Here is a 24,604-nt window from a genome sequence, read left to right as displayed (position 1 = left end):
GCGCGGCTCAGTTTTCGCGTCCGGCGAGCCAGGTCAGCGCCTGCGCGAAGAGCTTGCGGTAGCCGTCCCAGCCCATGAACTCCTCCGGAGCCCAGTGCGGGGAGATGTCCGAGGTGAACGCGAGGGTGCGGCCCTTGCCGACCCGGCGCACGGCGAGCATGACGTCGCCTTCGACGGTGGCCAGCAGTTCGGCGTCCGGCTTCAGCGTGGTGTGCTGGTAGCCCAGCAGGATCGGCCACTCCTGGTCGAGTCCGGCGACCACCGGGTGGCCGGGCCGCACGACCCGGGCGCGGACGCCTTCCGGGGTCTCGACGCGGTCGTCGAACGGGTCGAGGTCGACCGGGAGGATCTCCTCGATCGGCGTCCGGTGGTAGTTCGCCTTGCCCTCGAAGCCCTGGAAGCTCAGGTAGCCGCCGGCCATCATCAGCCCGCCGCCGCCGTGGACCCATTCGCGCAGCAGCTTCAGCCGGTTGGGCGTCGGACGGCCCCGGGTGAACGTGTCCGGGTGCAGCAGCAGCGTGTTGGAGCCGACGTCGGAGAGCAGCACGACGTCGTAGGCCGCGAGCTCTTCCAGCGTCTGCGGGAATTTCTCGGCCACGTCGTGCGAACGCAGGTGAGTCACCTCGACCCCTTCCGCCGCCAGCGCCGCCAGCAGCCGCTCGCACCCGATCTCCACCTGGGTGTGCGCGAACGGGTCGTATCCCTTGTGGTCGATGGTCGCACTGACCCACGACTCCCCCGCTAGCAGGACCTTGACCATCGACGACTCCTTCGGGCGAAAGCTTTAGCGTGTGTTGCGCAACATAGCGCAACGCCGTCAATATAGGATGCGGGTGCAGTCGCCGTCAACGCTCGAACGGGGAGGAGCCGGATGTCGCTGGCGAAGGTGGCCCGAGAGGCCGGGGTGGCCGTGTCGACGGTGTCGAGGTACGTCCGGGGGGAGCTGAACGTCGCCGCCGAGACGGCCCGGCGGATCGACGCCGCGCTGTCCGCCGAAGGGCATCCGCCCGTGCAGAAACAGGTGACCGGCCTCAGCCTCGGCCTGGTGGTGCCGTCGCTGGACAACCCGTACTTCTCGACGCTGGCGGACGCGGTGGCCGACGCCGCCGCGGAGGACGGCATCGACGTCTACACCGCCCTCACCGGCTCGTCGCCCTCGCGGGAGCGCGCCAGCGTCGAACGGCTGATGCGGGTGCCGGACGTGGGCGGGCTGATCTACCTGGGGATGAACAGCACCAACGAGGCCTTCGCGAGCCGGCTGGCCGGCGACTTCCCGGTGGTCTTCCTGGACGAGTACGTCGAGGCCGCCGGGCCGCGGATCGCGCACGTCACCGCGAACAGCTTCGGCGGCGCCTACCAGGCGACCGCCCACCTGATCTCCCAGGGCCACCGGCTCATCGCCCACGTCGGCGGCCCGGCCGGGCTGCGCACGGCCGACCAGCGCGAAGCGGGGTACCGGGCGGCGCTGAAGGCGCACGGGATCGAGGTGAACGAGTCGATGATCGTGCGCGGGACGTTCAGCTCGGCGTTCGGCATGAACTTCTTCGCGCACATGGCGCGGGCCGACGCGACGCCGACCGCCGTGTTCGCCGCCAGCGACATCGCCGCGGTCGGCCTGCTCGAAGCGGCCCGCCGCGGCGGAGTCTCGGTGCCGGACGACCTCTCGGTGATCGGCTGCGACGGCATCACCCTCGGCGAATGGACGTCGCCGAGGCTGACCACCGTCGCGCAGCCGACCGAGCAGATGGCCCGCAAAGCGGTCGACGAAATCACCCGGCTCGCGGCCGGCCAGAGCCCCGCGGACCACGTGCTTTCCATGCAGCTCGTCGTCCGCGAATCGACCCGGGAGCACTCCGCATGACCGGCGAAGCCCTCGACCTGCTGCGCGCCCTGGTGCGCCAGGACACCACCTCCGGCGACAACGCCGCACAGGCCGCGGCACTGGAGCTGGCCGTCTCCTACGCCACCGGCACCGCGGGCGTCCGCGTGCTGCAGCGCTCCACCGCGGGCCGGCCGTGGGTACTGCTCGGCAGCGGTTCGAGAAACGGTGCGCTGTTCGTGTGCCACCTCGACACCGTCCCGGTCGGCTCCCCCGACCTGTGGGAGCGGCCCCCGTTCTCCGCGGACGTCGACGAGAAGTTCCTGCACGGCCGCGGCAGCGTCGACATGAAGGGCGGACTGGTCGCCGCCTTGGCAGCGTTGCGCAACGCCGCGGAAGCCGGCGCGGACGCCCAGGTCCTCCTCACCAGCGACGAAGAAATCGGCTGCCGGGGTGCGGCCGAGGCGGCGCCCTCGCTGGAGCTGACCCCACGGATCGTCGTGGTGCCGGAAGCGACGCAGAACCGCGTCTCGCTCGGGCATCGCGGGGCCACGTGGCTGCGTCTCACCGCGACGGGGAAGGCCGCGCACGGGTCCACGCCGCATCTCGGGCGCAACGCGATCCAGGTGCTCGCCGACCGCGCGCTCGGCTCGCTCGGCTCGCTCCCGTTGTCCACTGAGGACTATCTGGGCGAGGAAACCGTCAACGTCGGCACCTTCCAAGGCGGGACCGCGACGAATATCGTTCCGGCGTCAGCGGTTCTGACGCTGGATGTCCGCACTGTGGACGGTGGCGCGCCCGCGATCGCCTGGGCTCGGTCGCTCGATCCGGCGATCAGCGCGGAGGTGGAGCTCGACCTGCCCGCTGTCCGAACCCCGCGGCTGCCGGCGGCGCTCGCGGGCCAGGACGCCGCGCCCGCCGCCGCCTATTTCACCGACGCCTCGGCACTGGCCGGTTCGGTGGCCGGAGCCCCGATCGTGATCTGGGGCCCCGGAGATCCGCGGGAAATGCACGCGGCGAACGAGAAACTGGAACTGGAATCCTGGCGAGAGGCGGTGCGCAACTACCGCGAACTGGTGCTGTCCGCCGCGCGCTGACTGTCGCCGCGCTGCCGGTCCGGCGCGGGCTGACGGCAGCGGGTCCAGATCGTTGCCCGCCGCGGCGACTGCCGCCCGGCGGTCCGCGCGCTGACCGGGCTCCAGGCTGAGCGCGTCCGCCCCGCGCTGCCCGGATCGGATGTGCGCGGAGCCGCCCGGTCTCGACGCGCCGGATTGCGGCGTTCGGACAACCCGGCTCTTTCGGCCAGTGGCCGTGTTCGCGGTCCCGCCGACCGCGGCAGGGCGGTGTCGCTTGAGATCTGCCGGACGGCCCTCGTCCGAGGCCGAAGCGATGGTGGACAAGAGGGCGGCGGCTGCCCAAGTGACCCACGGCGCGGCCTCGGGCGTGGAGCGACCGCCCGCCGACCCACCCGCCGTGGCGGCGCGATCGCGGCGGCGAAGGCAGGAGGCGGACCGAATGAGCGCGCTGCGCGGTGGCGCGAGCCAGCACGAAACCTGCCCGGCGCCTCGCCGGTCAAGGTCGCCGGCAGCGGGATCGTCATCGATCCGGTGCCGACCGGACCGCTTAGCCCCTCCTCGCGGGGGTATTCCTCGGGCAACCGCAAGTTTCACGGTCAGGAGGACTCCATGCTGGCGCTGCTCGGTCTGCTTCTGGTGATTTGGCTGGTGTGCATCGTGCTCGGGGTGGTGATCAAAGGCCTGTTCTGGCTCGTCATCGTCGGCGCGGTCCTCTTCCTGGCGACCGCCGCGGTCGGCTTCGTGAAGCGGGCGGCGCTCGGCCGGGGCCGCTGACCCGGTCACGACCGGTTGAAACCCGCTCCGGGCGAGACGATGGCAACACCCATCGCCGCCCGGAGCGGCTTACGCTTGAGCCCATGGCCGACACGACACCGACGACCCCCCAGGAAGCGTTCGACCTGCTCATGGCGGGCAACCAGCGCTTCGTCACCGGCGCCCCGGAACACCCCAACCAGGACGCCGCCCGCCGCGCCGCCATCGCGCCGAACCAGCACCCGTTCGCGGTCCTGTTCGGCTGCGCCGACTCCCGCCTCGCCGCCGAGATCATCTTCGACCGCGGCCTCGGCGACCTCTTCGTCGTGCGCACCGCGGGCCAGGTCATCGGCGGCGAAGTGCTGGGCAGCATCGAATACGGCGTCGACCTGCTCAACTGCCCCCTCGTCGTCGTCCTCGGCCACGACTCCTGCGGCGCCGTCGGCGCGGCCACCGCCGCCCTCGAAGACGGGCTCGCACCGGTCGGCTACGTCCGCGACGTCGTCGAAAAGGTCACCCCCAGCGTCCTCGCCGCCCGGGCCGCGGGCCGGACCGAGCCGCACGAAATCCTCGCCGAGCACGTCAAGCACACCGTCGACCTGCTGCTCGACCGCTCCCGCGTGCTCGCCGACCGCGTCGCCGAGGGCCGCGCCGCCGTCGTCGGCCTCCGCTACCGGCTGGCCGACGGCAGCGCCGAGGTCGTGGCCGCGCACGGCATCGAGGCGCCCACCGCGAACTCGGCGGCCTGACCGTCCGCTTCCGTCAGCGGGAGAACCCCGCCTCCGGAACTCCCTTCACCTCGGACCGGCTTCCCGGATCGCATGTTCCAGCAGGGCGAGTGCCCGTTCGATGTCCTTGCGGCCGGCTTCGTCCAGACCGGCGAGGAGCGATTGTTCCCGGGCGAGGTGTCCCTCGAGGACTTGGTCGATGAGCTTGCGGCCGGCCGCGGTCAGTTCGGCGTAGCTGACCCTGCGGTCGGCCCGGTGGTCGCGGCGGCGGATCAGCCCGGCGCGTTCGAGCGCGTCCAGCCGCCCGGTGAGCGCGCCGGAGGTGACGAGCGCGGAGGCCGCCAGTTCCGACGGCGTCTTGCGGTAGGGGCGGCCGGCCCGGCGCAGGTTGCACAGGAGGTCGAACTCGCCCGGGGTCAGGCCGTACGGGGCCAGGTACCCGCGGAGGCCGCCCGCGGCGAGGTCGGCGATCCGGCGGATCCGGCCGAAGATCGCGATCGGCGAGGCGTCCAGGTCCGGACGCTGCCGGGCCCAGTCCGCGACCACCTGGTCGACCGGGTCCATCGTGATCGGCTCCTTGTTCCGCGACATGCGCACGGAGCCTATCCGGGTCCGTCCTAAGGGGATTGCACCGCGGGCTGATCGGCTGCGGTGGTTTCCTTGCGGGCCGGAGCCCGGCCGCACAGCAGCACGACCGCACCGAGCAGCGTCAGCAGCTGGGTCGCGGCGAGCAGGGCGTACCCGGCGGCGAATCCGTGGTCTCCGCCCGCCGCGATCGCCACGCCCATCAACGTGGGAAGCAGCGCCGACACCAGGTTGCCGACCCCGTTGACCAGGCCGTAGGCGCTGCCGACGGCGCCCGCCGGTGCGTATTGCTGCACCAGCGTCGGGATCGCCGGTCCCTGCAGGCCCCAGAACGCGTTGGCGAGGATCAGGGCCGCCGCCGCGAGCCAGCGCGAATCGGCGAAGGTGGTAGTCGTCGCGCACAGCGCGGTGCCGATGCTGCCGATCACCAGCACGAGCGGCGCGCGGCGGGCAGGCAGCCGGTCGATGAGGTATCCGCCGAGGAACCCGGACCCGAGGCTGACCACGAACGGCAGCGCCGACAGCGCGCTCATCTGCGCCAGCGAGAAATGCCGCGCCTGCAGCAAATACGACGGAAGCCACGAGGTGCTCCCCCACAGATAGCCGAGCGTGGCCACCTCGATCAGCAGGATCCAGCCGAGCTTGGGCGTGCGCAGCGCCCCGGCGAACCGCCGCAACGCGGGCTGCCGCACGGCCGTCCGGTGCCGCGAGGCTCGGACGAACAGGGCGACCAGCGGCAGCCCGACCACCAGGTTGAGTGCCGCGAGCAGCAGGAACGAACCGTGCCAGCCGAAGTGCACGAGGGCGAAGGTGATCACCGGGATGCCCAGTGCGGTGCCCAGGGAAACGCCCATCGAGCTGACCGCGTTCGGCTTGCCCCACGCGCCTTCGGCGAAATTGTCCTTGACGTACATGGTCTTCAGCGAGAACAGCGGCCCCTCGCTGGCCCCGAGCAGGAACCGCAGCGTAAGCAGCAGCATCGCGCTCCCGGCGTACGGGGACACGAGCGTGAACAGCGCCCAGCACCCCAGGCTGACGAGCAGTCCGCGCCGCACCCCGAAAACCGCTTCGTACCACGGCGTGATCAGCATCGCCGCGATGCCGTAGCCGGCCAGGAAGAGCGTCATCAGGGCGCCTTGCGCGGCCCGGTTGCCCTTGATGCCGAAGTGCTGGGTGAAGGCCGGATCGGTGATCAGCACGGAGACGTTGACCCGGTCGATGTAGGAGATCGCCACGACGGCCAGCAGCGCCAGCACGCCCAGCCACGCGGTCAGCGGCGCGCCGGGTCGCCGGCCTTCCCTCAGCACAGTCACCGCGGTTCCTTTCCGGGCCGGACCATCGCGAGGCGGCCGGGACCGCGCGGACCCGCCGCGCCGGACCGGCCGCCTCGGCCGGCGGGGTCGCCGGGAAGTATCTTTGTCCTAAGATGCTTGTGTCAAGCTATCCGGGCAGGCTCCGCCCCGGACGCGAAAACGGGGAAGGGCCGAGCCCGCAGGCCCCGGCCCTTCCCCGTCGGCACCCGGCAGAAGCCGCGGCGCGTCAGCCCCACACCGGTTCGCGCGCCGGAGCGAGCAGTTCGCTGACGTCGCCGGAGACGTCCTCGCCCGGCATGCCCCGCCGGAACAGCCGCCCGGGCGCACCGCCGCTCGTGGACACCCCGGCCAGTTCCGCCCAGTCGCCGCGCACCCGCAGCCAGGTGCCCTCGCGCAGGCCGAGCACCGGAATGTCGTTGCACTCGTGGAATTCCGCGAGCCGTTTCTCCCGGGTTTCGCCCATGTGCGTGCTGGCCGGATCGGGATCGACGTAGTGCGGGTTGAGCTGGAACGGCACCAGGCCCAGCGCGGACAAGCTGGGCGGCTCCACGATCGGCATGTCGTTGGTGGTGCGCACCGTCGGCCCGGCGATGTTCGTTCCCGCGCTGGCCCCGAGGTAGGGCATCCCCTCCGACACCCGCTCCCGCAACGGTTCCAGCAGCTCGCGGCGGTACAGCTCGGCCAGCAGGCGGAAAGTGTTGCCGCCGCCGGTGAACACCGCCGGGGCCGAGCGCACGGCGGCGGCCGGGTCGGCCGCGGCGTGCAGCCCGCGCACCCGCACGCCGAGCGGCTCGACGGCGGCGGCGATGCGCTCGGTGTAGCCGTCGTGGTCGGCCAGCGCGAACGGCACGAACAGCAGTTCGGTACGCCCGTCGAGCACCTCGGCCACCGCGTCCCGCGCGTGCTCCAGCGGGCCGCGGCCGTGGTTGGTCGAATTGGACAGCAACAGCAAGTCAGTCACGCGATTCTCCTTGGTTCCCCGCCATTGTTCAGCAAGTCCGCAGCAGCCGGCCGAGGACCCGGACGGAGAACCGCAGCGATTCCAGCGGCACCCGTTCGTCGACGCCGTGGAACAGCCGGTTGTACGGCAGGTCCGGCGGGACGCGGAGTGCCTTGAACCCGAAGCCGCGGATGCCGAGCGCGGAGAGCGCCTTGTTGTCGGTGCCGCCGGCGTTGCAGTACGGCGTGGGGTGGCCGTCCGGATCTTCCGCGGTGACGGCCGCGCACATGGCGTCCACCAGCGGACCGTCGAACCCGCTTTCCATCGCGATGTCCCGGTGGATGAACTCGCGGCGCACCGACGGCAGCAGCAGCTCGTCGATCGTGTCCAGCAGCTCCTGCTCGTACCCGGGCAGGAACCGGCCGTCCACCGCGGCGGTGGCCCGGCCGGGGATGACGTTGACCTGGTACCCGCCGGAAATCATGGTCGGGTTCGCCGAATTGCGCAGGATCACGTTCACCAGATCGGCCACCGGGCCCATCCGCGCCAGGCTGCCGTCCACATCGGACGGATCGAACGGGACGCCGAGCAGTTCCGCCGCGCGTTCCAGCAGCGCCCGCACCGGTTCGATCAGCCGGACCGGGAACCGGTGCCGCCCGATCCGGGCCAGCGATTCGGCGAGGTCGGTGACGGCGTTCTCGTCGTTCGGCGAGGAGCCGTGCCCGGCGCGGCCGGTGGCGGTCAGCCGCAGCCACGCCTGCCCGCGCTGCGCGCATTCGATCGGGTACAGCCGGCTGCCGTTGCCGAGGTCGAACGACACCCCGCCGCCCTCGGTGATCGCCTCCCCCACGCCGTCGAACAGGTCCGGGCGGTTCTCGGCCAGCCAGTGCGAGCCGAACTTCCCGCCGCCCTCCTCGTCGGCGAGGAAGCCGAACACGACGTCCCGCGGCGGTTTCTCGCCGGTGCGGCCGAATTGCCTTGCCAGCGCGAGGATCGCCGCGTCGAAGTCCTTCATGTCGATCGCGCCGCGGCCCCACAGCAGGCCGTCGGCGATTTCGCCGGAGAACGGCGGGACGCTCCACTCGTCGGCGTCCGCCGGCACCACGTCCAGATGCCCGTGCAGGAGCAGCGCGGGCCGCGAAGAGTCCACTCCGGACACTCGGGCGAACACGCTGGCCCGGCCCGGCGCGCTTTCCACGAGTGTCGGTTCCAGCCCGGCGGCGGAGAGTTTCTCCGCGACGTACTCGGCGGCGGGCCGCTCGGTCGCGCCCGGATTGGACGTGTCGATCCGGATCAGGTCCCGGCAGAGGTCGACCACCTCGTCCTGTGCGCTGGTCACCGAGCCACCTCCTCCAGGTCCACCGAGCCCACCGGGCGGATCAGCCCGGCGCGGCCCAGCACCGTGTACAGGATCGCGGCGGTGAGCAGCGAGTTCAGCGCGGGAATTCCCCAGTGCACGAACTTGCCGACGCAGAACGCCACGGCCCACACCGCGAGCGTCGCGGGCACCCACACCGGCATCGTCGCCGGGACGCGGCCGGCGGCGCGGGTCTCCCGCAGCGGCGTGGAAAGCCGGCGCACCAGGAAGTACTCGGCCACGATGATCCCGCCCACCGGCGGGATCGCGACGCCCAGCACCGACAGGAACGCGGTGAAGTGCTGCAGGAACCCGATCGCGGACAGCACCGTCCCGGCGATGCCGATCACCAGGGTGACGACGCCGCGGTGCAGCGGGCGGCCGAACACGGTCCGCACGAAGTTCACCACGCCCAGCGAGGAGCCGTACAGGTTCCAGTCGTTGATCTTCGCGGTCGCCAGCACCACCACGATCAGCCCGACGAAACCGGACGTGGACAACACGATGTGCGTGACGTCGGAACTGCCGACCAGGTGCCCGAGCAGCACGCCGGTCATCCCGACGATGTACTCGGACAGCACGATCGACGCGGAACTCTGCAGCAGGACGTGCCAGCCCTTGCGGTTGAACCGGGTCATGTCCGGGGCGACCACGGCTCCGGTCATGTAGCCGCCCGCGATGATCGTCGCCGCGGCCGGGATGGAGATCGCCGTCGCGGTCGGCGCGGCCGAAACCAGCGCGCCCACCGAATGGTCCGACAGCGTCGAGATGACGCTCCACGCGACCAGCCCGAAGAACAGCGGCACCGCGATCTTCGCCAGCCACATCATGTACTTGAAGCCGTAGATCACCAGCAGGGTCAAGACCACGCCGGACACCGCGCACCACAGCCACGGCGGCCCGCCGACGAGCGCGTGCATGCTCTTGCCGAAGATGCCGTTCTGCACGCCGAACCAGCCCACCAGGCTGATCGCGATCACCAGGCTCACCAGCGCGGACCCGTTGCGGCCGAAGCCGGTGAACCGGGTCAGCATGGTCATCGTGAGGCCCTCGCGCTGCCCGGCGAGGCCGATCAGGAAGATCACCACCTCCAGGATCACCGCGCCGAGCGTGAACGCCCAGAACGCGTCGGAGAACCGCATTCCCACGCCGAGCGTCGCGCCGAGCACGAACTGCGACAGCGAACCGGACTGCGCGAGCCACTGCAGCAGCATCGAACCGAACCCGTAGCGGGCCTCGTCGGGGACGCGGCGGAGCGAGTAGTCGTCGTTGCCGATCCGCTTCTTGGCGTGCTTCGCGGTTTTGGTCGCGGTGTTCATCCGGCCACCTCCGTGCCCAGGGTCTGCAGGTGCGCCATCGAGCCGTAGCGAGCCTGGAGGACGGCGAATTCCGCCTCGTCGTGGAACTGCAGCGCGCCCGCGCCGAACTGCTTGGCGACCTCGACCGCGTAGCGCGCGGCGGCCGCGATGTCCGTCTCGTGGCTGGCCCCGGTCGCGCAGCCCGCCACCGTCGCCGCCGAGGTGATGGCCAGTCCGACCACCGGCGCGTCGGTCGCGGTCGCCGGCTGGAGGATCGAGTTCAGGTGGTACACGCCGTTGCCGTAGGGAGTGATGTCCTGCGTGGTGATCGGGTAGGTCACCAGCGGCGCGCCGGTCACCGCCTCCAGCAGCTCGCCGAGCCCCTCGGAGACCCGCAGGATGTAGCCGCTGCGCACGGTCGGCGACAGCGCGAGCCCGCGGTGGTTGATCACCCGGTTGCCCTTGGTGGTGTCGATCGACAGCACGGCGGCCATCTCGTCGGACAGCTCGTAGCTGTTCATCGTGGCGATGTCGACCGGCGAGTTCATGAACGGGACCGGATCGTGCGGCAGGGTCGGCGCGTCAGGGCAGATGTGCGTGCCGATCAGCACGTCGCCGGCCAGCACGTCCCCGCGGGCCCGCATCGACAGCAGCTTGGCGGCGGCGGCGAGCGCGGCGGCGGCGCCGTCCCCGTCGGACACGAATCCGGTCACCTCCGGCCGGGCGCCGACCCCGCCGAGGCGGCCCACCACGCCGAGCGTGGGGGCGTCGCCGCCCGCGGTGCGGCCGCGCGTTCCGGCCACCCGCACCCGGACGAAGTCGGTCTTCCCGGCCGGGCCGGGCACCGTCGTGATCTCCGCGCCGCTGCCGTCCGCGCCGGCGACGGCGTCGAGGTAGGCGACGACCTCTTTCCCGGTCACCGCCGGGTCGTCGAGGATTTCGAGCAGTTCCAGGACGTGTTTGAGCATGTGGTTCCTCTGAAGATGGCAAGCCGCCGGGATTGGTCCGACCAGATTCGGCCGGAGGACCCCGGCTTTACAAACATTTCCCGTTATTCGCACAATGGCTGGATGCCGGACCCCGACGACCGCTCCACCCCGCCCGGCCTGCCGCAGACCGCAGACCGCGCGCTGCAGGTCCTGCTCGCGTTCGACCGCGCCCGCCCGGAATGGGGAGTCACCGCGGTGGCCCGCGAGTTCGGGCTGCACACGTCGATCGCCCAGCGGCTCCTGGCGGTACTGGCCCACCGCGGTTTCCTCGTCCGGGACGACAGCACCCGCAAGTACCGGATCGGCCCGGCCGCCCTGCACCTCGGCCGGATGTGGGACCGGGCCGGCGCGCTGGACCTGCTGGTGGCCCCGGTGCTGTCCGACCTCGCGGCGCAGACCGGGCACGCCGCCCTGCTGTCCCTGCCCGACGGCGCGCACACCCGATGCGTGCTGGCCGCCGAAGGCGCGGACGGACGACTGCGCGGCTACTCCCTGGTCGGCGAGCTGTATCCGGCGCACGCGGGCGCGACCAGCAAGGCGTACTTCGCGTTCCTGTCCGAAGAAGAGCGCGACCGGCTCTTCGCCGACCGCCCGATGGCCCGGTTCACGCCGGACACGGTGACCGATCTCGGTGTCCTGCGGGAGCAATTGGCGGAGGTCGCCGCGCGCGGCTGGGCGTTCACGACCGGCGAGTACGACACCGGCGTGGCGACCCTCGCGGTGCCGGTGTTCCTGCGCGGGGAACCGTACGGGAGCCTGTCCGTCGGATGGTCCGCCGCCCGCTTCGAACACGACCCGGAGCAGTGGGTGGACCTGCTGCGCCGCGGCGCGGACCTGATCGAACTGCGGCTTTCCCGGCCGGTCCCCCGGCGCTGAAACCCGGTGCCGGCGGCCAGATCCGGCGGGTTCGGCGAAGATCGGCTTCGAACTGGGCCTTGACCAGCGGTCTGTTATCGCTAACATTGCCATGCTCACGCCGCGAGCTTCAGCGAGGAGGTGCGGGATGCCCGCCGACGGTGCGTCAGCCAAACGCCAGCCCGGGCTCGCCGAAGTGGCGGCGATGGCGGGCGTTTCGCACATGACGGTCTCCCGGGTCGTCAACGACACCGGGCCGGTGCGCGCGGAGACCCGGGCCCGGGTGCTCGCCGCGGTGGAGCAGCTGGGGTACCGGCCCAACTCCGCGGCCCGGACGCTGGCGACCGGGCGGTCGAGCATTCTCGGCGTGGTCGCGCTGGAGTCCAATTTGTACGGTCCGGCGAGCACGCTGTACGGCATCGAGCACGCCGCCCGCGAGGAGGGCTACGGCGTCACGATTTCCAGTGTCAGCAGGCCGCGGCGGTCGACTTTCGCCGACGCGGTGGAGAATCTGCGGCGGCAGGCGGTCGGCGGGATAGTGGTGATCGCGCCGCACGTCGCGGCCGGCGAGGCGTTGCGGCAGGTGCCCGGCGACATCCCGACGGTCGCGGTCGGCGGCGGCGAATCGGCGCCGGTGCCGGTGCTCTCGGTCGACCAGTACGACGGGGCCCGCCGGGTGACCGAGCATCTGCTGTCGCTCGGGCACGAAACCGTGTGGCACGTCGCCGGTCCGGAGGACTGGCTGGAATCGCTGGAGCGCGAACGCGGCTGGCGGGAAGCGCTCGAACGGCGCGGCGCGCGGGTGCCGACGCCGCTGCGCGGGGACTGGAGTCCTCGTTCCGGCTACGACGCGGGCCGGCGGCTGGCCGCCGAAGACAAGCCGGACGCGGTGTTCGTCGCCAACGACCAGATGGCGCTGGGCGTGCTGCGCGCGTTCGCCGAAGCCGGCCTCTCGGTGCCCGGGGACGTGCGCGTGGCCGGGTTCGACGACGTGCCGGAGGCGGCGTACTTCAGCCCGCCGCTCACCACGGTCCGGCAGGACTTCATCGAGGTCGGGCGGCGGACGTTCCGCTTGCTCGTCGAACGCATGGAAGGCGGCGACCCCGGCGTCCGCCACCTCGTCGCCCCCGATCTGATCGTCCGGGACAGCACCGGGCCCCGGTAAAACGGGACCGCTCGACCGCACTCCGCCCACCCCCGCCATCCCTCGAATGTTAGCGCTAACAGTCGCCCGGCCGACCGGTCGCGCGACGCGGAATCCGGAAGGAAATCCCTCCAGTGCCAGCAGACTCCCTCGTCGTCGGCATCGACTTCGGCACGCTGTCCGGGCGCGCGGTGGTGGTCCGGGTGCGCGACGGCGCCGAACTGGGGACCGCCGTGACCGAATACCGGCACGGGGTCGTCGACGACCGGCTCCCCGCCACCGCCGAGGAGCTGCCGCCGGGCTGGGCGTTGCAAGTCCCGTCGGACTACGTGGACGTCTTGCGCACCGCGGTGCCCGCGGCACTGGCCGACGCCGGAGCGAATCCGGAGGACGTGATCGGGATCGGCACGGATTTCACCGCGTGCACGATGGTCCCCACGACCGCGGACGGGACGCCGCTGTGCGAACTGCCGGAGTTCGTCGGCAACCCGCACGCGTACGTGAAGCTGTGGCGCCACCACGCCGCGCAACCGCAGGCCGACCGCATCAACGCGGCGGCCCGCGAGCGCGCCGAACCCTGGCTGCCGCGGTACGGCGGGCTGATCTCGTCCGAATGGGAGTTCGCCAAGGCGCTGCAGTTGTTCGAGGAAGCCCCCGAGGTGTACCGGGCCATGCGGCACTGGGTCGAGGCGGCGGACTGGATCGTCTGGCAGCTCACCGGGACCTACGTCCGCAACGCCTGCACAGCCGGGTACAAGGGGATCTACCAGGACGGCCGCTACCCGGACCGGGACTTCCTCCGCGAGCTCCACCCCGGTTTCGAGTCCTTTGTGGACGAAAAACTCGACCACCCGATCGGGCAGCTGGGCTCGCTCGCCGGGAAACTCGGCGCGGAAGCGGCGGGCTGGACCGGGCTGCCCGCCGGGATCGCGGTCGCGGTCGGCAACGTCGACGCGCACGTCACCGCACCGGCCGCACAGGCGGTCGAGCCGGGCCAGATGGTCGCGATCATGGGCACGTCGACCTGTCACGTGATGAACGGCGCCGAGCTGCGCGAGGTCCCCGGCATGTGCGGGGTCGTCGAGGGCGGCATCGTCCCCGGGCTCTGGGGCTACGAAGCGGGCCAGAGCGGAGTGGGCGACATCTTCGGCTGGTTCGTCGACCACTGCGTCCCGGCGTCCTATTCGGACTCCGCGCGGGCAGAAGGGCTCCACGCCTATCTGACCCGGCTCGCGGCCGGGCAGGACATCGGCGAGCACGGCTTGGTCGCGCTCGACTGGCACAGCGGCAACCGGTCGGTCCTGGTCGACCACGAGCTGTCCGGCGTCCTGGTCGGGCAGACCCTGAGCACCCGGCCCGAGCACGTCTACCGGGCGTTGCTGGAGGCCACCGCGTTCGGCACCCGCAAGATCATCGAGACCTTCGAGTCCGCCGGGGTACCGGTGACCGAGCTGATCGTCGCGGGCGGGCTGACGAAAAACCCGTTGCTGATGCGGATCTACGCCGACGTCACCGGCCTCCCGCTCTCGGTGATCGGCTCGGCGCAAGGGCCCGCGCTCGGCTCGGCGATCCACGCCGCGGTCGCCGCCGGTGCCTATCCCGACGTGCGCGCGGCCGCGGCGGCGATGGGTTCGGTCCAGCGGATGGCGTACCGACCGGTGCTGGCGAATGTGTCGGCCTACGACGAGCTGTACGCGGAATACACCGCGCTGCACGACTATTTCGGCCGCGGCGGCAATGACGTGCTGCACCGTCTCGCCGCGCGCCGTCGCGAACTGGCCACTGTCGCGAAAGGACAGAACTGATGACGCTGACCGCCCAGGCGCGCGGGACGATCGCGGAGCTGAGGGAATCCGTCGCGCGGCTGCACAGCGAGCTGACGCGCAACGAACTGGTCGTCTGGACCGCGGGCAACGTGTCGGCGCGGGTGCCCGGCGAGGACCTGATGGTGATCAAGCCGTCCGGAGTGTCCTACGACGACCTGAACGCCGACACGATGGTCGTCACCGACCTGCACGGCAACCTCGTGCACGGCGACCTCGCGCCGTCGTCGGACACCGCCGCGCACGCCTACGTCTACCGGCACCTGCCCGACGTCGGCGGGGTCGTGCACACGCATTCGACCTACGCCACGGCCTGGGCCGCCCGCGGCGAGCCGATCCCGTGCGTGCTCACCATGATCGCCGACGAGTTCGGCGGCGAGATCCCGGTCGGCCCGTTCGCCTTGATCGGCGACGATTCGATCGGCCGCGGCATCGTGGAAACCCTCCGCGCGACCCGCTCCCCAGCGGTCCTGATGCGCAACCACGGCCCGTTCACCGTCGGCGCGACCGCGCGGGACGCGGTGAAGGCCGCGGTGATGGTCGAGGACGTGGCCCGCACCGTCCACATCGCACACCAGCTCGGCACGCCCGTCCCGCTGTCGCGCTCCGACGTCGACCGGCTGCACGCGCGGTACCAGAACGTTTACGGGCAACGCTGAAACCCCTGACCCAGCAAGGAGAAAAGATGATCTCCGCGACCAAGCCGCAGGTGTGGTTCCTCACCGGCAGCCAGGCGCTCTACGGCGAGGAAACCCTCGAGCAGGTCGCCGGGCAGTCGCTGCGGATCCGGCAGCTGCTGGCCGATTCCGGCGGACTGCCGTGCGAGCTCGCCGGCAAGCCGGTGCTGACCGAGTCGTCCGGGATCCGGCAGGTGCTGCGGGAGGCGAACGCCGACCCCGCGTGCGTCGGGGTCATCGCGTGGATGCACACGTTCAGCCCGGCGAAGATGTGGATCAGCGGCCTGGACGCGCTGCGCAAACCGTTGCTGCACTTGCACACCCAGCTCGACGCGACGCTGCCGTGGGCCAGCCTCGACATGGACTACATGAACCTCAACCAGGCCGCGCACGGCGACCGCGAGTTCGGGTTCGTGCAGACCCGGCTCGGGATTCCGCGCAAAACCGTCGCCGGGCACGCGGCCGATCCGGCGGTCGTCGCCCGGATCGACGCGTGGGCGCGGGCGGCGATCGGGGCGGCCCACCTGCGGACCTTGAAGCTGGCCCGGTTCGGCGACAACATGCGCGACGTCGCGGTCACCGAAGGCGACAAGGTCGAGGCCGAGCTGCGGTTCGGCGTTTCGGTGAACACATACGGCGTCACCGAACTCGCCGAGCGAGTCGACGCGGCCTCCGCTCCGGACGTCGACCGCCTGGTCGCGCAGTACGCCGACGAGTACGCCCTCGCACCGGAACTGGCGCGCGGCGGCGAACGGCACGAATCGCTGCGGTACGCGGCGCGGATCGAACTCGGCTTGCGGTCTTTCCTCGGCGAAGGCGGATTCGGCGCGTTCACCACGAACTTCGAGGACCTCGGCGGCCTGCGGCAGCTGCCGGGCCTGGCGGTGCAGCGGCTGATGGCCGACGGCCACGGCTTCGGCGGCGAGGGCGACTGGAAGACGTCCGCGCTGCTGGCCGCGGTGAAAGCGATGGGCCGCGGCTCGGACCGCGGAACGTCCTTCATGGAGGACTACACCTACCATTTCGGGCCCGGCGAACCGAAAATCCTCGGCGCGCACATGCTCGAGGTGTGCCCCAGCATCGCCGCGGACCGGCCGTCGTGCGAGATCCACCCGCTCGGCATCGGCGGCCGCGAGGACCCGGTGCGGCTGGTGTTCAACGCCGCCCCCGGCCCGGGCGCGGTGCTCGGCCTGACCGACCTCGGCGACCGGTTCCGCCTGGTGGCCAACGAGATCGAAGTCGTCCCGCCCGACGAACCGCTGCCCAACCTCCCGGTGGCCCGCGCCGTGTGGAAGCCCGCGCCGTCGCTCACCACGTCCGCGGAAGCGTGGATCACCGCCGGCGGGCCGCACCACACCGTGCTCACCCAGGCAGTCGGCACCGAGACCCTGCGGGACTTCGCCCGCATGCTCGACGTCGAACTGCTCGTCATCGACGGAACCACCACCACCGCGGAATTCGCCGACCGCATCCGCTGGAACCAGGCCTACCACCGGCTCGCCCAGGGTTTCTGAGAGAAGGAGAACGAACAATGAGGTTCATTCGAGGAATCCGCGCCGCCGCCGCGGCGGCCGGAGTCGCCGTGCTCGGGTTCGGCCTGGCGGCGTGCGGGTCGAGCGCGAAGACCGTCGACCAGCAGGCGGGCGGGTCCGCCGGCGCGCTGGTCGGCGTGACGATGCCGACCAAATCGTCCGAGCGCTGGATCCACGACGGCGACAACATCAAGGCCGCGCTGGAGAAGCTCGGCTACCAGGTCGACCTGCAGTACGCCGAGAACGACATCCCCACCCAGGTCAACCAGATCGAGAACCAGCTGACCAAGGGCGCGAAACTGCTGATCGTCGCCTCGATCGACGGCACCGCGCTCACCACCCAGCTGCAGGAGGCCGCCGACCGGAAGGTCCCGGTGATCGCCTACGACCGGCTCATCCGCAACTCGCCCGCGGTCGACTACTACGCGACGTTCGACAACTTCAAGGTCGGCGTGGAACAGGCGAACTCGCTGCTCAAGGGCCTCGGCGACGGTCCCGGTCCGTTCAACATCGAACTGTTCGGCGGATCTCCGGACGACAACAACGCGACCTTCTTCTACAACGGCGCCATGTCGGTGCTCAAGCCGCTGATCGCCAGCAAGAAACTGGTGGTGAAGAGCGGCCAGGTCGACTTCGCGCCGACCGCGATCCTGCGCTGGGACCCGGCCACCGCGCAGCGGCGGATGGAAGACCTGCTCACCAAGACCTACACCGGCGGCGCGAAGGTGCAGGGCGTGCTCTCCCCCTACGACGGCCTGTCGATCGGCATCCTGTCGGCGCTCAAGAGCAACGGCTACGGCACCGCCGGACAGCCCTACCCGGTGGTCACCGGACAGGACGCCGAAGTCGCTTCGGTGAAGTCGATCATCGCCGGCGAGCAGTACTCCACCGTGTTCAAGGACACCCGCAAACTCGCCGACGTCACGGTGAAAATGGCCGACGCCGTCCTCAAAGGACAGAAGCCCGCGGTGAACAACACCACCGACTACAACAACGGCACGAAGGTCGTCCCGGCGCAATTGCTGCAGCCGGTCGTGGTGGACAAGTCCAACTACCAGAAGGAACTGCTCGACTCCGGCTACTACACGGCGGGCCAGCTGAAATGACCGAACTGCTCGGCATGCGCGGGATCACCAAGACCTTTCCCGGCGTCACCGCGCTGTCCGACGTCACGCTCTCGGTGCGGCGCGGGGAGATCCACGCCGTGTGCGGCGAGAACGGCGCCGGGAAATCCACCCTGATGAAGATCCTGTCCGGGGTCTATCCGCACGGCAGCTACGACGGCGAAATCACCTTCGACGGCGAAGCCTGCGCGTTCGGGTCCATCCGCGACAGCGAACGCCGCGGCATCGTGATCATCCACCAGGAACTCGCGCTGTGCCCGCAGCTTTCGGTCGCCGAGAACATCTTCCTCGGCAACGAACGGGCCCGCCGCGGCTGGGTCGACTGGAACCGGACCAACCACGAGGCCGCCGACCTGCTACGCCGGGTCGGGCTGCGCGAGAACGCCGTCACGCCGGTCAGCGAACTCGGCGTGGGAAAACAGCAACTGGTCGAAATCGCCAAGGCGCTGTCCAAGCGCGTCAGACTGCTCATCCTCGACGAGCCGACCGCCGCGCTCAACGACGACGACTCGGCGCATCTGCTCGCGCTGCTGCGCGAACTGCGGGACGACGGCGTGACGTGTGTGATCATCTCGCACAAGCTCGGCGAGGTGACCGCGATCGCCGACACGGTCACGATCCTGCGCGACGGCAAGACGATCGAAACGCTCAGCGCGGCCGGGCTGAGCGAAGAACGCATCATCACCGGCATGGTCGGGCGCGACCTCGAACACCGTTTCCCGCCGCGGGAGCCGGACATCGGCGACGAGGTGCTCCGGATCGAGGACTGGACCGTGCACAGCCCGAACCAGCCCGGCCGGGTCGTGGTGGACGGGGCGAACCTGACGTTGCGCCGCGGCGAGATCGTCGGGCTCGCCGGGCTGATGGGCGCGGGCCGCACCGAACTCGCGATGAGCGTCTTCGGCCGCTCGTACGGGACGAACATCTCCGGCCGGCTCGTCAAGGACGCCAAGGAGATCACGCTGCGGTCCGTGCGCGACGCCATCCGCCACGGCCTCGCCTACGCCACCGAAGACCGGAAGCTGTACGGGCTCAACCTGATCGACGACATCCAGCGCAACACGTCCGCGGCCGGGCTGCCCCGGATGGCCCGCCGCGGCTGGGTGAACGAGCACACCGAGCACGAGGTCGCGGTGCGCTTCCACCGCGAGCTCCGGATCAAGGCGCCGTCGGTGCGCAGCGTCACCGGCAAGCTGTCCGGCGGGAACCAGCAGAAAGTCGTGCTGGCCAAGTGGATTTACACCGACCCGGACGTGCTCATCCTCGACGAGCCCACGCGCGGCATCGACGTCGGCGCGAAATACGAGATCTACACCATCGTCAACGAGATGGCCGCGCAAGGCAAAGCGGTGCTCGTCATCTCCTCCGAACTCCCCGAACTGCTCGGCCTCTGCGACCGCATCTACACCCTTTCAGCCGGCCGGATCACCGGCGAGGTCGCCCGGGCCGACGCCACCCAGGAAGTCCTCATGCGACACATGACGAAGGAACGGACATGACCACCACGAACCCCGTGCGGCCGGCCGATCCGGCCGCCCCGCCCGCCGGGCGCAGCCCCCGGCGGATCTCGATCAACCTCCGGCAAAGCGGCATCTACGTCGCGTTCGCGCTGATCGTGGTCCTGTTCGAGGCGATCACCGGCGGCGCGCTGCTCGAACCGCAGAACATCTCGAACATCATCGTGCAGAACTCCTACGTGCTGATCCTCGCCGTCGGGATGATCTTGGTGATCATCTCCGGGCACATCGACCTGTCCGCGGGCTCGGTGGTGGCGATGACCGGCGCGGTCACCGCGGTCCTCACCGTCAATCTCGGGCTGCCCTGGCCGCTGGCGGTCGTGCTCACCCTCGTCGTCGGCGCGGTGATCGGCGCGTGGCAGGGATACTGGGTCGCCTGCTTCGGCATCCCCGCGTTCATCGTGACCCTGGCCGGGATGCTGGCCTTCCGCGCGCTCACCCTGACCGTGCTCGGCAACCAGGGCATCGGCCCGTTCCCGGACGCCATCCGCACCCTGTCCAACGGCTTCACCGGCGGCTACCTCGGAAACGTCGGCCTCGGCCCGCTCGGCGGCGCCGACCTCGTCAGCCTCCTCGCCGGAGTCGTCGTGGTCGCCGGGATCGTGCTGACGCAATGGCGCAAACGCGCCGCCCGGCTCGGCTACGGCCAGGAAGTCGACCCGTTCCCGCTGTTCGTGCTCAAGATCGCGGTCGCCGCCGCCCTCGTGCTCGCCGTCGTCGTGCAGCTGGCCCGCTTCCGCAACCTGCCCTGGGTCCTCGTCCTGCTCGCCGTGCTCGTGCTCGGCTACTCCCTCGTCGCCGGGAAATCCGTGTTCGGCCGCCACATCTACGCCATCGGCGGCAACCTGCAGGCCGCGACGCTGTCCGGGGTCAAGGTCAAATCGGTGACGTTCTGGGTGTTCGTCAACATGGGGGTGCTGGCCGCGCTGGCCGGGATCATCTTCGCCGGACGCCTCAACCAGGCCGGTCCCACCGCGGGCGTCAACTTCGAACTCGACGCCATCGCCGCGGCGTTCATCGGCGGCGCCGCGGTCCAAGGCGGGGTCGGCAAGGTCGTCGGGGCCATCACCGGCGGCCTGATCATGGCGGTGATCAACAACGGCATGTCGCTCATCGGCGCGCCGAGCGAACGGGTCATGCTCGTCAAGGGCGCGGTGCTGCTCGCCGCGGTCGCCTACGACATCTGGACCAAGCGCCGCGCCGGGGCCGCCGCCCGCTGACTCGCGGCCGGTGGGCGCCGTCCCACCGGCCGCCGTCCGGCCAGCCGTCGAACCGTGCGGCTGGTCGCCCAACGGGGTGTTCAGAGTCCGCAAACGGTTGCGCGCTTTCCTCGGACGCACCCCGAGCCCCGCGATCTCCGGCGGCCCGCGCTCGGGCGGACGCCGTTGTCCGGACTGGATTAACTGAATCGTGACAGGACGCGACGCCCGCGGTAAACGAGCACCGCGACGCTGGAGCGCATGACTGCATCCGAGAAGCGGAGCGCGAGCCGGAAGCGTTCGGTCAACCGGGAACTGGTCGAGCTGGCGGCGTTGTTCTTCGCCACCGGGATCGCCGATCTGTTCGTCAGCACCCTCTCGAACAACCGCGTCGGCCCCGTGCTGCTGTTCGCGCTGGGCGGGCTTTTCGTCGTGGCCGCCACGCTGCGGCACCACTGGAGCCACCGGACACCGCGCAGCGGTCCGCCCGGCCAAGGGGCCGCGATCGAATGGCGCCTCCGCGCGACCGTGCGCGACGTGCCCGGCAGTCTGGCCGCTCTCACCGCCACCCTGGCCGCACACCGCTACGACATCGCGTCCATGCAAGTGCTCACCGCGCCCGACGGCGCCGTGGACGAGTTCCTCCTCCGCGCCCCGGAAGGCACCACCGGCGCGGAAATCGCCGAAGCGGCCCGCTCCGGCGGCGGCGAAAACGTCTGGGTCGTCCGGGCGGACGCGCACGACCTCGTCGACCTCCCGACCCGGATGCTCGCCCTCGCCGCCCAAGCCGCCGGCACCGCGTCCGACGTGGCCCAGCTCCTCGGCGCGTTGCTCGGCCAATCCTGCACCGTCCAGCGGAAAACCGGCGGCCGCCCGCGGGACGAGCGCGTGACCGGAACCGTCATGCTGCTGCACGGCCGTCCCGGCGAATTCCTCGAAATCCGCCGCCCGCTGCTGCCGTTCACGCTCGCCGAGTTCGCTCGGGCCAAGGCCCTGCTTCGGGTGCACCTCGCCGCCGCGGCACCGTCTGCTTGCTCCGTCCCGGGGGATTCCGGCGAACGGTGAGAGCGGCGGTTGTCTTTCGTCCGGCGAAACCGCGCGGACGCGGGCCGAAGCCTGGTTGCGGAACCTCGTGCTCGATCGCCGAGACACGTTCGGCACCGAGGTGACGGCAGAATCCGTGCTGCGGAGCCAGTCCGCGATGAAGCATCGGTTCCGGCAACGCCCCACGGCCGCCGGAAATCGGTGGCGGTGCGGTCCCGCCGCGGCCTAGGCTCTCCGGCGAGGGGAACACCATGGAGTAGATCAGCGGCAGATCGCCCGGCTCGGGACCGGGAGGGCGCGGGTTCGAATCCCGCCTCCATGTCCATCCCGTCTTGGAGTAGTTCAGCAGGCAGAACACCCGGCTTTCTCCGGGATGGCGCAGGTTCGAGTCCTGCCTCCAAGTCTTGGCACCAGGGGGAATCCACATGGGACACAGCGCGTCGGCAGGGTACGCCTGCGAACAGCTCAAGCGGGCGGTGCGCGTCGCCCTGTCCGCGGAGGACAGGGCGACGCGCCGGCGTGCCGAGGCGAAGGCGAGCCGGTGGCAGGACGTCCTGACCGGCATGGCCGGCGGTTCCCTGCGGATCGGCTCGCGGGTTCCGGTCGCGGGCACTCCGGAGTGGGTGACTCTCGAAGTCGTCCACGGCGGGTTCGCCACCGGCCGTTTCCTCGCGGAGGCCCCGCTTTCCCCCGCCGAGGCGGCTCTGTGCGCCGACGGGCCCGGCACGACCGGCCGCGAACGGCTCAACCTCTGGTATCTCACCGACGCCGGGCTCGCCGCGCTGCGCGCCATGTTGGCCACCGAGTCCTACCGGATCGAGGTTCCGGAGGACGCCGCGCTTCCGGTCGTGGCGTGGCTGCTGGACCATGGGCACGCCGAAGCCGCGCTCGACCTGGTCGCCGAGCTTCGCCCGCTGATGCATCGGCTGCGGCTGGCTCCGCTGCCCGGAGCGGCACCGCGGCCGGCGGGCGCGCAGGTGCGGCTGAGCACAGTCGGCGAAGTCCGGGAATCGCTGCGGTCGGCGCGCACCCGGCCGCACATCGCGGCGATGCTGGAGACCCTGCAGGTGTGGCACCCGCTGTTCGACCGGCTGGTCGCGCTGTGGTGCGACACCGTCGAGGGCGAACTGCCGCGGCTGGCCGAAACCGGCGTCGCCGGCGGCTGGCCGTGCCGTACTTGGCCGGCCGACTGGGCACAGCGCCGCGCCGAGTGGCTCGCGGATTACGCGAGCGCGAGCGCCCAGCACACCGCGTCGACCGCACACACCCACCCGAAGAGCAACTTCGCCCGGCTGCGTCGCGCGTTGCTGGCGTGCGAGCACGACAGCGCGCAACTGACCGGCCGCGACGTCGGCTGGATCCGCCGTGCCCTGGCCAACACGATCACCAAGCACGGCGAGCCAGGCTCAGAACCGCGGGCGGCGCTGCGCGCGACGCAGGCCGCGGTCGCCGCGCAGCCCACCCACGCCGAACTCGCGGCCGCGCTCGCCGAGCGGCTGGACCGCTTCCCCGCCGACGGCGGACTGCCGTCGCTCGAGCCGGTCGCCGAGAACGCGCCCGCGCACCTGGTCGCGAAGGTCGCCCGCGCGCTGGAAGCGCCGATCGAGGAACTGGTCGCGCGGAACGTGATCACCTCGGCTGACGTGCTCGCGACGGTCCTGCCGCAGATCACCGCGCAACTGCTTGCGGCGAATTTCGAAAACGAGCAGCTCGCCACGCTGTACGCGCAGACCTACGCGGCCTTCCGCCGTCGCCGCAGCCTGCTGCTGCTCGACCTGGAGCAGCAGGTCCGGATCGAGGAACTGCCCTGGGTCCGCGCGATCGACCCGTTGCGGGTGCGCCGTCCGGACACCGCGCGGGCGGCCCGCCAGACGCTGTCCCAGACGGTGCTGCTGGCGCTCACTGCGTTCCCGCAGGCGATCCTGCCGAACACGCTGGTGCGCGAACTGGGTGCGCTCGCGAAGCAGGCCGGCTTGCCGATGCCGCTGGTAGAGGAGGTCGCCGCCGACATCTTCATGGGCACCTTCACCGCGAAATGGCGCGCGGCGGCGGAAATCACGAGCCGCACCATGGCGGGCACGCTCTACGCGCGCTACTACGACCTGCCGCAGTCCTGGACGCAGGCACCCCCGCCGCGCCGGTTCCGCGCGCTCGCCAAGCGCACCGCCGACGACTTCGCCGAGGTGTGCACGGCCCGAGCCGCCGAAGCCCAGCCGACGTGGACGGGCCACTCGGTCGCCGAGAAACGGAACAGTCCTGGAGCAGAGCCAGATCCTCACGACGCAGAACCTGGCCGTCCTGGTGCACACGCTCGGTCTGGGGAACCGGCTCCGGGCCTCGGCGCCCGCGCTGGCCGCGGAGTCGTTGGCGTGGGCAGTGACCCGGCTGGCGATCCGCACTGACCAGCGCCACGCGGCCCTGCAGGCGGTCAAGAACGCGGCCTACGCGTGGCGGCAGGCGGTGTTCTTCTTGAGTTTCTGCGATCTCGGCACTCAGCGCGAGACCGTGCGTCAGCTCGCCGAGCAAGTGGCACGGGCAGGCCTCGCCGAGCGATTCGCTCCGGCCGTGGCCGGTTTGGCCTACGTCGTCGAGGGCGGCCGGTTCACCGCGGAGGGCCGCGTGGACGGCGGAGCGGGACGGCGGTTTCTGGGCTGGACCACCGGCACGCACTGGTGCTTGCCGGAGCCCAGGAAAGCGCGCCGGTAAGCTGGCGACGCGGCCCAGCTGTCCTGTCTGGCTAGTTGCTGCGCACGTGCGCTCGCTGGAGCCGGTCCACGGCCGACGGAGACCTGGCGGTCGTCCCGCTCGACCTGTGCCATGGTCCTCGAGCG

At 71.1% G+C, this 24,604-nt stretch carries 22 protein-coding genes and 2 tRNA genes; 17 read left to right on the top strand and 7 right to left on the bottom strand.

The window, feature by feature from the left end; translation table 11 throughout:
• Window positions 1–7 precede the first annotated feature (7 nt).
• Window positions 8–760, bottom strand: a complete 753-nt coding sequence (locus L942_RS21250; protein WP_037363117.1) for a glutamine amidotransferase — start codon at window positions 758–760, stop codon at window positions 8–10.
• 111 nt (window positions 761–871) lie between these two features.
• Between L942_RS21250 and L942_RS21245 the strand changes: the two genes are divergently transcribed.
• The 4 genes from L942_RS21245 (at window position 872) to L942_RS21230 (ending at window position 4,397) form a co-directional block, all read left to right on the top strand.
• Complete coding sequence (locus L942_RS21245; RefSeq protein ID WP_037363116.1) at window positions 872–1,861, top strand: LacI family DNA-binding transcriptional regulator; 990 nt, start codon at window positions 872–874, stop codon at window positions 1,859–1,861.
• Window positions 1,858–2,916: a M20 family metallopeptidase gene (locus L942_RS21240; protein WP_037363114.1), complete on the top strand. Its 1,059-nt coding sequence runs from the start codon at window positions 1,858–1,860 to the stop codon at window positions 2,914–2,916. Before L942_RS21245 ends, L942_RS21240 begins: the two co-directional genes overlap by 4 nt.
• Window positions 2,917–3,504: 588 nt before the next feature.
• Complete coding sequence (locus tag L942_RS44780; protein WP_086024907.1) at window positions 3,505–3,669, top strand: hypothetical protein; 165 nt, start codon at window positions 3,505–3,507, stop codon at window positions 3,667–3,669.
• 83 nt (window positions 3,670–3,752) lie between these two features.
• Window positions 3,753–4,397: a carbonic anhydrase gene (locus L942_RS21230; RefSeq protein ID WP_037363111.1), complete on the top strand. Its 645-nt coding sequence runs from the start codon at window positions 3,753–3,755 to the stop codon at window positions 4,395–4,397.
• Window positions 4,398–4,442: 45 nt separating this feature from the next.
• Here L942_RS21230 and L942_RS21225 read toward each other — a convergent pair whose 3' ends face one another.
• From L942_RS21225 to L942_RS21200, 6 genes are all read right to left on the bottom strand, one after another.
• The gene (locus L942_RS21225) at window positions 4,443–4,967 is read right to left on the bottom strand and encodes a MarR family winged helix-turn-helix transcriptional regulator (protein ID WP_235079291.1); all 525 of its coding nucleotides are present in this window, start codon (window positions 4,965–4,967) and stop codon (window positions 4,443–4,445) included.
• A gap of 26 nt (window positions 4,968–4,993) precedes the next feature.
• Window positions 4,994–6,274, bottom strand: a complete 1,281-nt coding sequence (locus L942_RS21220) for an MFS transporter (RefSeq protein ID WP_200862873.1) — start codon at window positions 6,272–6,274, stop codon at window positions 4,994–4,996.
• Window positions 6,275–6,500: 226 nt separating this feature from the next.
• Entirely contained in the window at window positions 6,501–7,235 is a 735-nt protein-coding gene (gene pepE / locus L942_RS21215; protein WP_037363108.1) for a dipeptidase PepE, read from the bottom strand.
• Window positions 7,236–7,263: 28 nt separating this feature from the next.
• Window positions 7,264–8,553: a M20/M25/M40 family metallo-hydrolase gene (locus tag L942_RS21210; protein ID WP_037363104.1), complete on the bottom strand. Its 1,290-nt coding sequence runs from the start codon at window positions 8,551–8,553 to the stop codon at window positions 7,264–7,266.
• Entirely contained in the window at window positions 8,550–9,890 is a 1,341-nt protein-coding gene (locus tag L942_RS21205) for a cytosine permease (protein WP_037363101.1), read from the bottom strand. The genes L942_RS21210 and L942_RS21205 overlap by 4 nt, the downstream gene beginning before the upstream one ends.
• A complete protein-coding gene (locus tag L942_RS21200; protein WP_037363098.1) occupies window positions 9,887–10,837 on the bottom strand; it encodes a DUF1177 domain-containing protein in 951 nt (316 codons plus the stop codon). The genes L942_RS21205 and L942_RS21200 overlap by 4 nt, the downstream gene beginning before the upstream one ends.
• Before the next feature lie 102 nt (window positions 10,838–10,939).
• On the opposite strand from L942_RS21200, the gene L942_RS21195 reads away from it, so the two are divergent.
• The 13 genes from L942_RS21195 (at window position 10,940) to L942_RS45485 (ending at window position 24,479) form a co-directional block, all read left to right on the top strand.
• Complete coding sequence (locus tag L942_RS21195) at window positions 10,940–11,734, top strand: IclR family transcriptional regulator (protein ID WP_037363095.1); 795 nt, start codon at window positions 10,940–10,942, stop codon at window positions 11,732–11,734.
• A 127-nt stretch (window positions 11,735–11,861) separates the two neighbouring features.
• Window positions 11,862–12,878, top strand: coding sequence for a LacI family DNA-binding transcriptional regulator (locus L942_RS21190; protein ID WP_037363093.1), 1,017 nt, complete (start codon window positions 11,862–11,864; stop codon window positions 12,876–12,878).
• A gap of 113 nt (window positions 12,879–12,991) precedes the next feature.
• Window positions 12,992–14,662 carry a ribulokinase gene (gene araB, locus L942_RS21185; protein ID WP_037363091.1) on the top strand — a complete coding sequence of 557 codons (1,671 nt, stop codon included), beginning with the start codon at window positions 12,992–12,994 and terminating at the stop codon, window positions 14,660–14,662.
• Window positions 14,662–15,339 (top strand): L-ribulose-5-phosphate 4-epimerase, encoded by a 678-nt coding sequence (locus L942_RS21180; RefSeq protein WP_037363090.1) that lies wholly within the window; start codon window positions 14,662–14,664, stop codon window positions 15,337–15,339. The genes araB and L942_RS21180 overlap by 1 nt, the downstream gene beginning before the upstream one ends.
• A gap of 26 nt (window positions 15,340–15,365) precedes the next feature.
• Window positions 15,366–16,871: an L-arabinose isomerase gene (gene araA, locus L942_RS21175; protein ID WP_037363084.1), complete on the top strand. Its 1,506-nt coding sequence runs from the start codon at window positions 15,366–15,368 to the stop codon at window positions 16,869–16,871.
• A 17-nt stretch (window positions 16,872–16,888) separates the two neighbouring features.
• Window positions 16,889–17,995: a multiple monosaccharide ABC transporter substrate-binding protein gene (chvE, locus tag L942_RS21170; RefSeq protein WP_037363081.1), complete on the top strand. Its 1,107-nt coding sequence runs from the start codon at window positions 16,889–16,891 to the stop codon at window positions 17,993–17,995.
• Entirely contained in the window at window positions 17,992–19,512 is a 1,521-nt protein-coding gene (gene mmsA / locus L942_RS21165) for a multiple monosaccharide ABC transporter ATP-binding protein (RefSeq protein WP_037363074.1), read from the top strand. Before chvE ends, mmsA begins: the two co-directional genes overlap by 4 nt.
• Window positions 19,509–20,750 (top strand): multiple monosaccharide ABC transporter permease, encoded by a 1,242-nt coding sequence (gene mmsB / locus L942_RS21160; RefSeq protein ID WP_037363071.1) that lies wholly within the window; start codon window positions 19,509–19,511, stop codon window positions 20,748–20,750. Before mmsA ends, mmsB begins: the two co-directional genes overlap by 4 nt.
• Window positions 20,751–20,990: 240 nt before the next feature.
• Window positions 20,991–21,794, top strand: coding sequence for an ACT domain-containing protein (locus L942_RS21155; RefSeq protein WP_037363070.1), 804 nt, complete (start codon window positions 20,991–20,993; stop codon window positions 21,792–21,794).
• A gap of 229 nt (window positions 21,795–22,023) precedes the next feature.
• Window positions 22,024–22,098: transfer RNA gene (locus L942_RS21150), tRNA-Pro, on the top strand.
• 6 nt (window positions 22,099–22,104) lie between these two features.
• Window positions 22,105–22,176, top strand: a tRNA-OTHER gene (locus L942_RS21145).
• Between the two features lie 22 nt (window positions 22,177–22,198).
• On the top strand, window positions 22,199–24,175 hold the full coding sequence (locus tag L942_RS21140; RefSeq protein ID WP_235079289.1) for a hypothetical protein: 1,977 nt from the start codon (window positions 22,199–22,201) through the stop codon (window positions 24,173–24,175).
• Window positions 24,150–24,479, top strand: a complete 330-nt coding sequence (locus tag L942_RS45485) for a hypothetical protein (protein WP_235079286.1) — start codon at window positions 24,150–24,152, stop codon at window positions 24,477–24,479. The genes L942_RS21140 and L942_RS45485 overlap by 26 nt, the downstream gene beginning before the upstream one ends.
• Window positions 24,480–24,604: the final 125 nt, after the last annotated feature.

Origin of the sequence: Amycolatopsis orientalis DSM 43388 (genome assembly GCF_000411975.1) — a bacterium.
Classification (GTDB): domain Bacteria; phylum Actinomycetota; class Actinomycetes; order Mycobacteriales; family Pseudonocardiaceae; genus Amycolatopsis; species Amycolatopsis orientalis_D.
Note: the sequence above shows the minus strand (reverse complement) of the source record. Positions and strands in the feature narration are given on the sequence as shown.

Bases quoted from the DNA above. Each gene is read 5' to 3' on its own strand.
- L942_RS21230 (WP_037363111.1), top strand. From the start codon at position 3,753: ATGGCCGACACGACACCGACGACCCCCCAGGAAGCGTTCGACCTGCTC.
- mmsA (WP_037363074.1), top strand. From the start codon at position 17,992: ATGACCGAACTGCTCGGCATGCGCGGGATCACCAAGACCTTTCCCGGC.
- L942_RS21250 (WP_037363117.1), bottom strand. From the start codon at position 760: ATGGTCAAGGTCCTGCTAGCGGGGGAGTCGTGGGTCAGTGCGACCATC.
- mmsB (WP_037363071.1), top strand. From the start codon at position 19,509: ATGACCACCACGAACCCCGTGCGGCCGGCCGATCCGGCCGCCCCGCCC.
- L942_RS44780 (WP_086024907.1), top strand. From the start codon at position 3,505: ATGCTGGCGCTGCTCGGTCTGCTTCTGGTGATTTGGCTGGTGTGCATC.
- L942_RS21205 (WP_037363101.1), bottom strand. From the start codon at position 9,890: ATGAACACCGCGACCAAAACCGCGAAGCACGCCAAGAAGCGGATCGGC.
- chvE (WP_037363081.1), top strand. From the start codon at position 16,889: ATGAGGTTCATTCGAGGAATCCGCGCCGCCGCCGCGGCGGCCGGAGTC.
- L942_RS21245 (WP_037363116.1), top strand. From the start codon at position 872: ATGTCGCTGGCGAAGGTGGCCCGAGAGGCCGGGGTGGCCGTGTCGACG.
- L942_RS21155 (WP_037363070.1), top strand. From the start codon at position 20,991: ATGACTGCATCCGAGAAGCGGAGCGCGAGCCGGAAGCGTTCGGTCAAC.
- araA (WP_037363084.1), top strand. From the start codon at position 15,366: ATGATCTCCGCGACCAAGCCGCAGGTGTGGTTCCTCACCGGCAGCCAG.
- L942_RS21180 (WP_037363090.1), top strand. From the start codon at position 14,662: ATGACGCTGACCGCCCAGGCGCGCGGGACGATCGCGGAGCTGAGGGAA.
- L942_RS21140 (WP_235079289.1), top strand. From the start codon at position 22,199: ATGGGACACAGCGCGTCGGCAGGGTACGCCTGCGAACAGCTCAAGCGG.
- L942_RS21200 (WP_037363098.1), bottom strand. From the start codon at position 10,837: ATGCTCAAACACGTCCTGGAACTGCTCGAAATCCTCGACGACCCGGCG.
- L942_RS21225 (WP_235079291.1), bottom strand. From the start codon at position 4,967: ATGTCGCGGAACAAGGAGCCGATCACGATGGACCCGGTCGACCAGGTG.
- L942_RS21240 (WP_037363114.1), top strand. From the start codon at position 1,858: ATGACCGGCGAAGCCCTCGACCTGCTGCGCGCCCTGGTGCGCCAGGAC.
- L942_RS21195 (WP_037363095.1), top strand. From the start codon at position 10,940: ATGCCGGACCCCGACGACCGCTCCACCCCGCCCGGCCTGCCGCAGACC.
- L942_RS21190 (WP_037363093.1), top strand. From the start codon at position 11,862: ATGCCCGCCGACGGTGCGTCAGCCAAACGCCAGCCCGGGCTCGCCGAA.